Source organism: Streptomyces sp. sk2.1 (assembly GCF_008120935.1).
In the GTDB taxonomy this organism is placed as follows: domain Bacteria; phylum Actinomycetota; class Actinomycetes; order Streptomycetales; family Streptomycetaceae; genus Streptomyces.
On sequence record NZ_RDBO01000071.1, the window covers coordinates 156,082 to 169,627 of the forward strand.

Sequence of the window (13,546 nt, forward strand, 5' to 3'; positions counted from 1 at the left end):
CCCCCGGCCGACCCGTTGTCCCCACCGGTGTACGCGCCGGGCGAGCTCGCCGCGCTGGCCGCCCGGCACGGGCTGACCACGAGCGGGGCCCGCCCCCCGCTGGGCACGTACGTCCGCCGGCTGTGGGGGCGGCGGCACTTCATCACGGCGTTCGCCACCGCCAAGCTGACCGCCCAGTACAGCCGGGCGAAGCTCGGCCAGATCTGGCAGATCATGACCCCGCTGCTGAACGCGACGGTCTACTACTTCATCTTCGGCGTCCTGCTGGACACCAGGCGCGACGTCGACGACTTCGTGCCGTTCCTCGTCACCGGCGTGTTCATCTGGACCTTCACCAGCAGTTCGATCACCGCGGGCACCCGGGCGATCAGCGGCAACATCGGCCTGGTGCGGGCCCTGCACTTCCCGCGCGCCTCGCTGCCGATCGCGCTGGCCCTCCAGCAGCTCCAGCAACTGCTGTTCTCGCTGGGGGCACTGGTGCTGATCCTGATCGGCTTCGGACAGTTCCCGAAGCCGTCCTGGCTGCTGGCGGTGCCGGCGCTGTTCCTCCAGGCCGTGTTCAACACCGGCGTCTCCATGGCGGTGGCGCGGCTGACCGCCCGGACGCCGGACGTCGCCCAGCTGATGCCGTTCGTCCTGCGCACCTGGATGTACGCCTCGGGCGTCATGTGGAGCGTGGACACGATGCTCGCGGGCGACCGGGTGCCGCACTTCGTGAAGGTGATGCTGGAGTGCAATCCGGCCGCCGTCTTCATCGACCTGATGCGGTTCGCCCTCATCGACAGCTTCGGCGCATCCCACCTCCCGCCGCATGTGTGGGCGATCGCCACGGGCTGGGCGCTCGTGTGCGGCGTGGGCGGATTCGTGTACTTCTGGCAGGCGGAGGAGCGGTACGGACGTGGCTGACCACATGACCGACATCGACGAGCGGGTGCCGACCGTCGTCGTGGACGACGTCCACATCACGTACAAGGTGAACGGCGCCCGTACCGGAAAGGGCGGCGCCACCTCGGCGCTCAGCCGGATCGTCTCGCGCCGCCGGTCCCCCGGGGTGCGCGAGGTGCACGCGGTGAAGGGGGTGAGCTTCGCGGCGTACAAGGGCGAGGCCATCGGCCTGATCGGCTCCAACGGCTCGGGGAAATCCACCCTGCTCAAGGCCATCGCCGGTCTGCTGCCCGCGACGAGGGGCCGGGTCCACACCCACGGCCAGCCCTCGCTGCTCGGGGTGAACGCGGCGCTGATGGGCGATCTGACCGGGGAGCGCAACGTGGTGCTCGGCGGCCTCGCGATGGGCATGACGCGGGCTCAGATCCGCGAGCGCTACCAGGACATCGTCGATTTCTCCGGCATCAACGACAAGGGCGACTTCATCTCCCTGCCGATGCGCACGTACTCCTCCGGCATGGGCGCCCGGCTGCGCTTCTCGATCGCCGCCGCCAGGAGCCATGACGTCCTGCTGATCGACGAGGCGCTGTCCACCGGCGACGCCAGGTTCCAGCGGCGCAGCAAGGAGCGGATCAAGGAACTGCGCAAGGAGGCCGGCACGGTCTTCCTGGTCAGCCACAGCAACAAGTCGATCACCGAGACCTGCGACCGGGCGATCTGGCTGGAGGCGGGCACGCTCCGGATGGACGGCCCCGCGAAGGAGGTCGTGGCCGCCTACGAGCGGTTCACCTCCGGAAAGAAGTAGGCCGCGTCCCCTCCGTACGGGCTGTAGGATCCCGGGGCTCACCAGGGGATGTCAGCCGAACGGTCCGATCACAGGGGGACACATGCAGGACGGGGTGCCGGGGCCGCTGCGGGCGGACGATCCGCGCGAGATCTCCGGTTACGTGCTGCGGGCCCGGGTGGGCGAGGGCGGGATGGGCACCGTCTACCTCTCGCACACCCGGGGCGGCCAGCCCGTCGCGCTGAAGGCGGTCCGCCGGGAGTACGCGCGGGACGCGGCGTTCCGGGTGCGGTTCGCCCGCGAGGTGGCCACCGCCCGCCGGGTCTCCGGCTACCACCTGGTGCCGGTCGTCGACCACGACGCCGAGGGGGAGACGCCCTGGCTCGCCACCCACTACGTCCCCGGCCTGCCGCTGGACACCGTCGTCGACCGGTACGGGCCGCTGCCGACGGCCACCGTGCTCCGGCTGGCCGGCTGTCTCGCCGGGGCGCTGGCCTCGGTCCACTCCTCCGGAGTCATCCACCGCGACGTCAAGCCCGGCAATCTGCTGCTCGCCGCGAGCGGCCCCTGGCTGCTCGACTTCGGCATCGCGCGGACGTCGGACCTGCGCACCCTCACCACGGTGGGCCGGCTGGTCGGCACCCCGAAGAACATGTCGCCCGAGCACGCGCTGGGCAGGCCGCTGACGTCCGCGTCCGACATGTTCGCGCTCGGGCTGCTGGCCGCCGAGGCCGCCACCGGGGAGCACCCGTACGGGCGGGGCCACGGTCTCGCGGTCGCCGCCCGCATCGCGGAGACCGACCGCGAACCCCCGGCGCTGGACCACCACCCCGAACCGCTGCGCCGACTGCTCCGGCTCTGCCTGGCGGCCCGGCCCGAGGACCGCCCCTCGGCCCCGGAGGTCGCCGAACTGTGCCGGCGGGCGCTCGGCGCGGACGACGTGCGGGGGCTGCGGGACTTCACCGGCTGGCTGCCGGACCCGGTGGCCTCGGCCGTGGCCCGGATCGAGGCGGCGACCCGGCCCCGTTCCGCCGCGTACACGCCCACGTACGTGCCGACCGTGCGCGATCCGCTGGCCGCCGAATGGAATCGCCGGGTCCGCCGAAACCCGTCCCCGGGCAGCTGACTTGACGGACCGGAAGGTGTCGTAGTCTCATCCGGCACACTTGCAGTGATGAGCGGGGGAGGCTCCCATCAGTACCGGCACCGGTGACGTGCTCACACCTCTCGGCCCCCAGGATCCGCGCGAGATCTCCGGGTACCGGCTGATCGCCCGGATCGGCGAGGGCGGGATGGGCACCGTCTACCTCTCGCACACCCGGGGCGGCCAGGCCGTCGCGCTGAAGTTGATCCGCCGCGAGTTCGGCGACGATCCGGAATTCCGCCGCCGGTTCGACCAGGAGGTGCAGGCCGCCCGGCGCGTGCAGGGCTACCACCTGGTGCCGGTCGTCGACCACGACACCTCCGGCCCGCTCCCCTGGCTGGCCTCGGCGTTCGTCCCCGGTCTGGCGCTCCAGGCGGTCCTGGAGTCCCACGGCCCGCTGCCGCTGTCCGCGGTCTTCCGGCTCGTCGGCTGCACCGCGCAGGCGCTGAGCGCCATCCACGCGGCCGGGGTCGTCCACCGCGACCTGAAGCCCGGCAACATCCTGCTCGGCGCGACGGGCCCGTACGTCATCGACTTCGGGATCGCCCGTGCCACCGACGCCACCCAGCTCACCGGCAGCGGGGTCATCGGCACGCCGCAGTACATGTCGCCCGAGCACGCGCTCGGCGAGCAGGTCGGCCCGGCCACGGACGTGTTCTCGCTGGGGCTGATCGCGGCCGTCGCGGCGACCGGACGGCACCCGTACGGGGCGGGCGGCGCCCTCACCGTCGCCACCCAGATCGCCAACACCGCCAGCCGCCCGCCGCGGCTGGACGAGTACCCGGCCGAGCTGCGCCCGTTGCTCGAACGCTGTCTGACCGCCGATCCGGGCACCCGCATCACCCCCGCCGAACTGGCGGCCCTGTGCGAGCAGGCCGCGGGCCGGCCGCTGCGGGAGGCCGGGGACTGGCTGCCCGCGCCGGTCGCCGCCCGGATCGCCCACCACGAGCAGGCCGCGCAGCTGCCCCCGCAGCCGACGGATCCGGCGGCCCCGCCCGCGTACCCGCCGAACGCGCCGCAACCCGGTCCCAACCCCTACGCCACCGGCACCGGCACCGGCACCGGCACCGAGCCCAACCCCTATGCCACCGGCACCGTGCCGCCCGCCGCCTCCGCGCCGTCGTACGCGCCGGGACCGGGACAGGCGGCGGGCGGCGCGTGGCCCGGCACGATGCCGCTCACGCAGGCCCCCGGCGCGGTACCGCCCGCCCAGGGCCCCGGCAGCGGGCCGTTCCCGGCGCACCAGCCGGCCCCGCAGCCCCCGGAGACCGGCTCCGCCGCACCCCGCCGCAAGCGGCCGGCCCTGCTGATCGCCGCCGTGGTGGTCGCGTTCGCCACCGGCATCGGCGGCACGCTCTGGGTCCTCGGCAAGGACTCGGACGACGAGAAGAAGAGCAACAACGGCAGCAGCGCGCAGAGCCCCCGGAAGTCCGGCACGGACGGCGGATCCACCGCGGACGACGACTCCTCCGGCGGCTCCACCGGCGAGCCGGCCGGCACCGGGTCGGAGAACCCCCCGCCCGCCTCGTACAAAGAGATCTTCAAGGACAAGCCGCTGACCCTGCGCACCCCGTCGGGCCTGGACAACACCTACGTCGACATGGACGTCCCGCTCGTGGACCCCAACAGGGGGATCGACTCGGAGGACCGCGAGCTCAACGCCTCGTACGACACGCTGGAGTTCAACCGGGCGCTGGGCAAGGCGAACGGCGAGACCCCCGAGGCGTGCCACACCGCCGCCAAGCAGAACCCCCTCCCCAGTTCGGTCTCCAGCGAGACGCTGAACAAGGAGAAGACCATCGTGGCGGGCGACGTGATGTGCAGCGTGACCTCCGAGGGCAACCTCGCCCAGTGGAAGATCTCCAACGTGGTGTTCAACACCAGCGAAAGGACCCCCACCTACGAGGGCACGCTGACCCTCTGGAAGATCGACTGACGGTCGTCCCGGCCGTTCCCGGGGCCCCGGAGTTCCGGGAACGCCCCCGGAACGGCTCCGACCGCCGCCGTCCGGAAAAGACGGCGGCGGTCGCCGGACCGACCGACCCGGCGACCGCCTCTCACCCCTCGGGCGTCACGCGTGCGTGCGCAGCAGCGTCCGCATCGTCCGCATGGCCACCGACAGGTTCGCCAGGTCGAAGGCGTCCGAGCCCTGGATCTCGTCGAGCGTGGAGCGCGAACGCGTGAGGATCGCCGCGTTCTTCTCCTCCCACGCCTTGAACCGCTCCTCCGGCGTCGAGCCCCCGTTGCCCACCGACAGCACGTCCGCGGTGAGCGCGGCGTGCGCCGCGTACAGGTCCTCGCGGATGGAGGCGCGGGCCATGGACTGCCAGCGGTCGGCCCGCGGCAGCTCGATGATCCGGTCCATCAGCCGGGTGATGCCCAGCCGGTCGGCGAGGTCGTAGTACACCTCGGCGACGGCGAGCGGGTCCTTGCCGGTGCGCTCCGCGATCGCCACGATGTCCAGCGCCGGGAAGGCGGAGGAGAATCCGGCGACCCGCTGGGCCAGCTCGCCCGGGACGCCCGCCTCGGTGAGCTCGTCAAGGATCGACTGGTACCACTCCAGGTCGGTGCCCTTCAGCATCTTGGGCAGCTCGGCCCAGACCTGCTCGACCCCGGCCTTGAAGAAGTCGACCGTCTCGGCGATCTCCAGCGGCTGCGGCCGGTTGCCGAGCAGCCAGCGCGAGCCGCGCTCGACGAGCCGGCGCGAGTGCAGCCGGACGCGGGTCTGCACATCGGCGGCGACCTCGTTGTCGAGCGCCTCCACGGCGTCCCACACCTGGCCGAGACCGAAGATCTCACGGGCCGCGAACTGCGCCCGCACGATCTCCTCGATCGAGGCACCGGTCTCTTCCCGCAGCCGGTGCAGGAAGGTCGAACCGCCGCTGTTCACCGTGTCGTTGACCAGGACGGTGGTGATGATCTCGCGGCGCAGCGCGTGCCCGTCGACCGCCTCGGGGAACTGCGCGCGCAGCTGGTGCGGGAAGTAGGCGTGCAGCAGCGTCTGCAGGTGCGGGTCGTCCGGCAGACTGGTGCGGATCAGCTCCCGGGCGGCGGTGATCTTCGTGTAGGCGAGCAGCACGGCGAGTTCGGGCTGGGTGAGCCCCTTGCCGGAGTTGAGCAGCTCGCGGATCTGCCGGTCGTTGGGCAGGAACTCCAGACCGCGGTCGAGGTCGCCGTCGCGGCCCAGTCGGCGCATGAAGCGCTGGTGGGCGTGGAGCAGGGAGGACGACTGGGCCGTGGCGTTGGCGAGTGCCACGTTCTGCGCGTAGTTGTTGCGCAGGACCAGGCGGCCGATCTCGTCGGTCATCTCGGCGAGCAGCTTGTTGCGCTGCTTGACGGTCATGTCACCGTCCCGGACCAGGCCGTTGAGCAGGATCTTGATGTTCACCTCGTGGTCGGAGGTGTCCACGCCGGCGCTGTTGTCGATCGCGTCGGTGTTGATCCGGCCGCCGGTGCGGGCGAACTCGATCCGGCCGAGCTGGGTGGCGCCGAGGTTGCCGCCCTCGCCGACGACCTTGGCCCGCAGGTCCTCGCCGTTGACCCGGATCGCGTCGTTGGCCTTGTCGCCGACGTCCGCGTTCGACTCGGCGGAGGACTTGATGTACGTGCCGATGCCGCCGTTCCACACCAGGTCCACGGGGGACTTGAGGATGGTCTGCATCAGCTCGGCGGGCGTCATCTTGGTGACTCCCGGCTCGATGCCGAGCGCCTCGCGGATGTGCGCGTTGATCGGGATGGACTTGGCACTGCGCGGGTGGACGCCGCCGCCCGCGGAGAGCAGTTCCTTGTCGTAGTCGGCCCAGGAGCTGCGCGGCAGCTCGAACAGGCGGCGCCGCTCGGCGTAGGAGGCGGCGGCGTCCGGGGTCGGGTCGAGGAAGATGTGCCGGTGGTCGAAGGCGGCGACGAGGCGGATGTGCTCGGAGAGCAGCATGCCGTTGCCGAACACGTCACCGGACATGTCGCCGACGCCGACGACGGTGAAGTCCTGGGTCTGGGTGTCGTGGCCCAGCTCGCGGAAGTGCCGCTTGACGGACTCCCAGGCGCCGCGGGCGGTGATGCCCATGCCCTTGTGGTCGTAACCTGCGGAGCCGCCGGAGGCGAAGGCGTCGCCCAGCCAGAAGCCGTACGCGACGGCGACCTCGTTGGCGATGTCGGAGAAGCTCGCGGTGCCCTTGTCGGCGGCGACGACCAGGTAGGTGTCGTCCTCGTCGTGCCGGACGACGTCCTTGGGCGGCACGACCTCGCCGGCCACCATGTTGTCGGTGATGTCGAGCAGCGCCGAGATGAAGGTGCGGTACGAGGCGATGCCCTCGGCCATCCAGGCGTCGCGGTCGACGGCCGGGTCCGGGAGCTGCTTGGCGACGAAGCCGCCCTTGGCGCCGACGGGCACGATGACGGTGTTCTTGACCATCTGCGCCTTGACCAGGCCGAGGATCTCCGTGCGGAAGTCCTCGCGCCGGTCCGACCAGCGCAGACCGCCTCGGGCGACCTTGCCGAAGCGCAGGTGCACGCCCTCGACGCGCGGCGAGTAGACCCAGATCTCGAAGGCCGGCCGGGGCGCGGGCAGATCCGGGATGGACTGCGGGTCGAACTTCATCGAGACGTAGCCGTGCGGCTTGCCGCTGTCGGCCATCTGGAAGAAGTTGGTGCGCAGGGTGGCCTTGATGACGGTGAGGAAGGAGCGCAGGATGCGGTCCTCGTCGAGCGAGGCGACCTGGTCCAGGGCCCCGTCCAGCTCCTCCAGGAGGCCGTCGGTCAGCTCGGTGCCGGCGCTCTGCCGCTCCGGGGACATCCGGGCCTCGAAGAGCGAGACCAGCAGCCGGGTGGTGTGGACGTTGTTGCGGAGAGTGCTCTCCATGTAGTCCTGGCTGAACGTCGATCCGGCCTGGCGCAGGTACTTGGCGTAGGCGCGCAGCACCACCGCCTGGCGCCAGGTCAGCCCGGCGCCCAGGACCAGCGAGTTGAAGCCGTCGTTCTCGGCCTCCCCGGTCCACACGGCGGCGAAGGCGTCCTGGAAGCGGTCGCGGGCGTCGTCGGCGAGGTAGTTGCCGCCGGTCTGCGGCATCCGGAGCCCGAAGTCGTAGATCCAGGCGTGCGTACGGTCCGCGCAGCGCAGCTCGTACGGGCGCTCGTCGACGACCTCGACGCCGAGCCGCTGGAGGGCCGGGAGCACGGCGGACAGGGAGACCTGCTCGCCGGTCCGGTAGATCTTGAAGCGGCGCTCGCCGGGGCCGGCGCCGACCGGCTCGTACAGGCTGAGGGCGAAGTCCTTCTCGTCCTTCTTGAGCGCTTCGAGGTGGACCAGGTCGGCCACGGCGGCGCGCGGCGTGTGGTCGGCCTTGTAGCCCTCGGGGAAGGAGTGGCCGTACTGGCGCAGCAGCTCGGCGGCCCGCTCCTCGCCGCACTCGGCGCCCAGCGCCTCCTGGAAGCCGTCCGCCCAGGAGCGGGCGGCCTCGACCAGCCGGGCCTCGATGCGGTCGGCCTCGGCGTCGGTGAGGTCGGGCAGTTCGGTGCCGGGGGCGACCCGGACGACGAAGTGCAGCCGGGAGAGGATCGACTCGGTGTTCCAGGCGGTGAAGTCGACGCTGATGCCGCCCAGTTCCTCCTTGAGGATGTCGATCAGGCGCAGGCGCACACCGGTGGTGTAGCGGTCGCGCGGCAGGTAGACGATCGCGGAGTAGTAGCGCCCGTACTCGTCCTGGCGCAGGTAGAGCCGCAGCCGGCGGCGCTCCTGGAGGTAGAGGACGGAGGTGACCACGGAGCGCAGCTGGTCGACGGGCGTCTGGAAGAGCTCGTCGCGCGGGTACGTCTCCAGGATCTGGAGCAGGTCGCGGCCGTCGTGGCTGTTGGGCGAGAAGCCCGCGCCCTCCAGCACCTCGGCGACCTTGCGGCGGATGACGGGCACCCGGCGCACGGACTCGGTGTAGGCGGCGGAGGAGAACAGGCCGAGGAAGCGGCGCTCGCCGATGACGTTGCCGTCCTCGTCGAACTTCTTCACGCCGACGTAGTCGAGGTAGCTGGGGCGGTGCACGGTCGACCGGCTGTTGGCCTTGGTGAGGATGAGGAGCTTGCGCTCCCGGGCCTTGGCGCGGGCGTCGGCGGGCAGCCGGTCGAAGGAGGGGCTGACCGGGTGCGCCTCGTCGACGCTGTGGTGCGGGTCGGAGCGCAGGATGCCGAGGCCGGTGCCGGCGACGGCGGCCAGCGAGTCGGTGTCCTTCAGCTCGTACTCGCGGTAGCCGAGGAAGGTGAAGTGGTCGGCGGCGAGCCAGCGCAGCAGTTCCCTGGCCTCGTTGACCTCTTCGTCGGCGAGGTCGTCGAGCGGCTCGCCGGGCAGGTCGTCGGCGATGCGCAGCGCGGCCTCGCGCATCTTCTCCCAGTCCTCGACGGTCTCCCGCACGTCGGACAGGACGCGCAGCAGGTCGGCGGTGATCTGCTGGAGGTCGGCGCGGTCGGTCTCGCGGTCGATCTCGACGTGGATCCAGGACTCGACGAGCGCGTCGTGCGGCAGCTCGGCCTTGCCGTCCTTGGCGTTCTTGCCGCCCTTCGGGCCCGCGTGGAGGCCGTTGCCCTCGGCGAGGACCTCGATGAGCTTGCCGGTGACGTCACGGCGCACGACGACCTGCGGGTGGATCACGACGTGGATGCCGCGCCCCTGCCGGGACAGCTCGTTGGTGACGGAGTCGACCAGGAACGGCATGTCGTCGGTGACCACCTCGACGACGGTGTGGCTGCACGTCCAGCCGTTCTCCTCGACGGTCGGGGTGTGCACCCGGACGTTCGCCGTGCCCTGCGGGCGCATTTCGGCCAGTCGGTAGTGGGAGGAGGCGGCCCCGAAGACGTCCACCGGGTCGCGGCCCGTGATGTCCTCGGGAGCGGTGTGCAGGTAGTAGCGCTGGAGGTAGGAGAGAAGTACGTCCTGCCCGGGACGTTCCTGCTCGTCCCCGGTGCCCGCGACACGGACCCGGGAGGTACCGCCCGGCCCGCCGACACCACCGCCCGGGCTGTTGTCAGCTACCCTCGCGGCTCGTGCGAGCAGCTCGGCCTTGGCTTCGTCCAGCTTGGTCTGCATGTCCTCTGGCTCCTGTCGCGCGCCGTTGCGTGACGTAGGTGGAATAGGCGGCATAGCACCACGACCCGGATCTTCCGGTCCGGTTCGACGCTACCGCTCTGCCGCTGTGAGAGATGCCCGGGACCGTTTCGGCCCCTTCGGGGAGTCGGTCCGGGCGGTGAGGATCGGCGACGACCCGGAGGGTGTGGCACTCCGGGTGCGGGCCGGGGGCTCCACTGCCCCCGAGGCGTATCGCGCTGATCACGGGGTCCAGGCTATCTCGCCCGGACCCTTCGTCGTCATGAGTTGTATATGTCCAAAAAACGGCGCCGAATTTGACACCTTGGACAGCGCGCCCGTCCGTATTGCCGCACTCTGGTAACGAACAGGCCGACGAACCGTGGGAGCCCCGCCATGGCACCGAAGATCCTGATCGTCACCGGCGACGCCGCCGAGTCCCTGGAGGTCCTCTATCCGTACCAGCGACTGCGCGAGGAGGGGTACGACGTCCACGTCGCGGCCCCCAGCCGCAAGACGCTGCGCTTCGTGGTCCACGACTTCGTGCCCGGGTTCGACACCTACACCGAGAAGCCCGGCTACACCTGGCCCGCCGACCTGGCCTTCTCCGAGGTCGACGCCGGGGACTACGCGGCCCTGGTGATCCCGGGCGGCCGGGCCCCCGAGTACCTGCGCAACGACGCGGAGCTGCGCAAGATCCTCAAGGCGTTCTTCGACTCGGACCGGCCCGTGGCCCAGATCTGCCACGGGCCGCTGATGACCGCGGCGATCGGCGCACTGACCGGCCGGCACGTCACGGCGTACCCCGCGCTGGAGCTGGACATGCAGGCGGCGGGCGCCACCTTCGAGGACCACGAGGCGGTGGTCGACGGCGCACTGGTCTCCGCCCGGGCCTGGCCGGACCACTCGGCGTGGATGCGCGAGTTCCTGAAGGTCCTCCGCGAGAAGGCCCCGGTCGACGCCTGACCCCGGGCACCCGGCGCCCGGCCTCCCGGCCCCGGCGCCTCACCCGGCCGGTGCGGCCCCGGCTCCTCACCCGGTCGCTGCGGCTGCGGCGCCCGCCCGGATCCCGTACGTGAGATGTCTCACCCGGTCAGCTGCTCGGCGAGGTGCGCCGCCTCGGCCAGGCTGTCCACCACCGGCACCCCGGCGGCCTCCAGACTGGCCCTGCTGTGCGACCCGCCGGTGTAGAGCACGGCCTTCGCCCCGACGTGGGCCGCGGCCACGGCGTCGTCCACCGCGTCACCGATGACCACCGTGTACTGCGGGGATATCCCGTCCAGCGCGGCCAGGTGCCGTTCCATGTACCGCGCCTTGCTGCCGCCGGACGGCCCGGTGCGCCCGTCGACCCGTACGAAATGCGGCTCGATGCCGTAGCCCCGCACCACGGGGACCAGCTCGTCGTGCCCGTACATGCTCAGCAGCGACTGGCTGCGTCCGGCCAGCCGCCACTGCGCGAGGAGCTCCTCGGCCCCCTCGGTGAGCCCGCAGGCGGCCCGCTGCTCGGTGTAGTGCCGGTGGAACACCCCGTCCATCCGCTCCCACTCGGCCTCCGTGGGCAGCCGGCCCAGCAGCCGTTCGTAGAAGCGGGGTATCGGGACGCAGTACATCTCGCGGTACTGCTCCAGGGTGATCGGTTCCAGGCCGATCTCGCCGAACGCGGCGTTCGTCGCGCCGATGACCGCGACGTTGTCGTCGAGCAGTGTGCCGTTCCAGTCCCAGACCAGATGCGTGCGGTGCTTCCCATGCGTCCCCATGCGTAAGAAAGTACCCGCCAGGTCCGACAGCCCGTTCGAGAAATCACTCCACGGATGCCTCCGACCGGCTCCTCGCCGGGGTCCCGGCGGTCGGTCCGGGGCCGGGGCCGACCCCCTCAGCCGATCAGGTTCGGGATCTCCTGGATGCCGAACCACAGCAGCTCGTGGTCCTCGGCGCCGTCCACGGTGAACTGCGCGTCGTCGTCACCGAGGTCCGCGGCCCCCAGCGCCGTGACGGCGGCCGTGACGTCCTCCCGCGCGTCGTCCGAGTCGACGTGCACGGCGGCGGCCTCGGCGAGCGCCACGGAGGACGCGATCCGCACCTCGCCGAGCGAGGACGAGTCGAGGCTGCGGTCCGGGTCGGCGACGGCCGCGCCGTCCGGTACGTCGACGGCGACGACGACCCGCCTGCACACCTCGCCGGGGTCCCGGGCGATCATGCGCAAGGAGGCGGAGGCGGCCCGGTTGAGCGCCGCGTACTCCAGTTCCTCGATGTCGTCGGAGACGTACCACTCGCGCAGCCCGGGAGTCACCGCGTACGCGGTCAGCGGGCCGGGACCGATCTCGCCCGCCCCGTGCGCCGCTGCGAGACCGGAGAGGGTCAGGGGGACGTACACGCGCATGGCTGGGCCGCTTTCGTAGTCGGAAACGCCCTCAGGATACGTGCGACGTCCCCCTTTGGGGTCACCTGCGCCGACGCCGGTCCGTCCACCCGGCGACCGCCCCTCACCCTCCCGCCGCCCGCCGCACACCCCGCCCGCCGACGCCCGCATCACCCGGATAGGTGATTCGCCCCGGCCGTCCCGGGCGCCCCGCCACCGCTTGCGGCCCGTTCCCGGCCGCCGTAGAAGATCCCCATCAGAAGTTACCGCCCGGTATGCGACCGGGACTCTGAAGCACGGGGGCGATGAACGATGAGCACGAACAGGACCCGGCCCGCCGGACGCCACGACCGGCGCGGGCCCCACTCCGTACCACCCCAGCGCACGAGGGTTCCCCGGCGCGTGCGCCCCCACCACTGGTTCGCCGAACGCCTCCTCGCGGTGCTCAGCGGCCAGCGTCCGGTGCACTGGATGCTCGGCCACACCATCGGCGAGGCGTACGACCAGCTGGCCGAGCTGGCCCCGCGCACCCCGCTCAGGAGCCGCGGCGCCCGCCCCGTGATCCGCATGTGCCACGGCGCCCAGCCGGCACCGGGCGTGGTGGAGGCCTGCGCGAGCATCGCGGCGGGCGAACAGGTACGGGCGATGGCCTTCCGTCTGGAGCAGGGCACCGACCTCCGCTGGCGCTGCGCCGCGGTGGAACTGGGCGGCGAACGCCTCCAGGCCCCTCTGCCCCACTGAGCTCCGGGGACCGCCACTGGCCTCCGGGAATCGCCGGGGACTGCCGGGGACTGCCGGGACAGGAACCGAAACGGGGGAATGAAGGAATGGAGGAACGAAGGAACAGCGGCAGAACGCGACGAGACGGGCGCACGGGGGGCCGAATGCCTTCCCCGCCCGGAAAGGACTTCAACGCCCCACAGAACCCGCCCAGAGCGCCCCGGAGCCCACTCCGAGCGCCCGGCACGGCCCGCTCCCGCTCTCTCGGCCCCTCCGACGGTCGAGGAGCAGGGTGCGATCCGCCCCCCTCCGCGTTCGACAGGTGGGGCGAAACCCTGCCCCTCCACTGATTGGAGCGGGGCGAAATCCCCCTCCGCATCCGAGGGACAGGACGAAACCCAGCCCTTCCCGCGATTGAGGGACCGGACAGAACCAGCCCCTCGCATTCGGGACGGGGCGAAACCCGGCCCCTCCGGCGGTCGAGGAGCGGGGTCCGGGGCGGAGCCCCGGTCACGGGAAGCGGTGGGCAGGGGACGGCCCCGCGCAGCGGCCGCCCCGCACAGCACGGCCCGCCTCCGACACCCGCCC

9 protein-coding genes are annotated in these 13,546 nt (G+C 71.8%); 6 read left to right on the top strand and 3 right to left on the bottom strand.

The features are described from left to right. The first annotated feature begins 15 nt into the window (after positions 1 to 15). From EAO76_RS25495 to EAO76_RS25510, 4 genes are all read left to right on the top strand, one after another. Positions 16 to 906, top strand: coding sequence for an ABC transporter permease (locus EAO76_RS25495; protein ID WP_148838256.1), 891 nt, complete (start codon positions 16 to 18; stop codon positions 904 to 906). 4 nt (positions 907 to 910) lie between these two features. Beyond that, on the top strand, positions 911 to 1,690 hold the full coding sequence (locus tag EAO76_RS25500) for an ABC transporter ATP-binding protein (RefSeq protein ID WP_148838366.1): 780 nt from the start codon (positions 911 to 913) through the stop codon (positions 1,688 to 1,690). An 82-nt stretch (positions 1,691 to 1,772) separates the two neighbouring features. Then, entirely contained in the window at positions 1,773 to 2,795 is a 1,023-nt protein-coding gene (locus EAO76_RS25505) for a serine/threonine-protein kinase (RefSeq protein WP_148838257.1), read from the top strand. 88 nt (positions 2,796 to 2,883) lie between these two features. Next, the gene (locus EAO76_RS25510; RefSeq protein ID WP_262375737.1) at positions 2,884 to 4,749 is read left to right on the top strand and encodes a serine/threonine-protein kinase; all 1,866 of its coding nucleotides are present in this window, start codon (positions 2,884 to 2,886) and stop codon (positions 4,747 to 4,749) included. Positions 4,750 to 4,884: 135 nt separating this feature from the next. Here the strand turns inward: EAO76_RS25510 and EAO76_RS25515 are convergent, their stop codons facing one another. After that, a complete protein-coding gene (locus tag EAO76_RS25515) occupies positions 4,885 to 9,882 on the bottom strand; it encodes an NAD-glutamate dehydrogenase (RefSeq protein ID WP_148838258.1) in 4,998 nt (1,665 codons plus the stop codon). A 393-nt stretch (positions 9,883 to 10,275) separates the two neighbouring features. On the opposite strand from EAO76_RS25515, the gene EAO76_RS25520 reads away from it, so the two are divergent. Beyond that, a complete protein-coding gene (locus EAO76_RS25520; RefSeq protein WP_148838259.1) occupies positions 10,276 to 10,845 on the top strand; it encodes a DJ-1/PfpI family protein in 570 nt (189 codons plus the stop codon). 119 nt (positions 10,846 to 10,964) lie between these two features. Here the strand turns inward: EAO76_RS25520 and EAO76_RS25525 are convergent, their stop codons facing one another. Together EAO76_RS25525 and EAO76_RS25530 are read right to left on the bottom strand one after the other, a co-directional pair. Beyond that, a complete protein-coding gene (locus EAO76_RS25525) occupies positions 10,965 to 11,636 on the bottom strand; it encodes an HAD family hydrolase (RefSeq protein WP_148838260.1) in 672 nt (223 codons plus the stop codon). A gap of 116 nt (positions 11,637 to 11,752) precedes the next feature. Next, positions 11,753 to 12,259: a DUF6912 family protein gene (locus EAO76_RS25530; protein WP_148838261.1), complete on the bottom strand. Its 507-nt coding sequence runs from the start codon at positions 12,257 to 12,259 to the stop codon at positions 11,753 to 11,755. A gap of 291 nt (positions 12,260 to 12,550) precedes the next feature. Here EAO76_RS25530 and EAO76_RS25535 point away from each other — a divergent pair, with 291 nt between their 5' ends. Then, complete coding sequence (locus tag EAO76_RS25535; RefSeq protein ID WP_148838262.1) at positions 12,551 to 12,979, top strand: Rv3235 family protein; 429 nt, start codon at positions 12,551 to 12,553, stop codon at positions 12,977 to 12,979. Positions 12,980 to 13,546 lie beyond the last annotated feature (567 nt).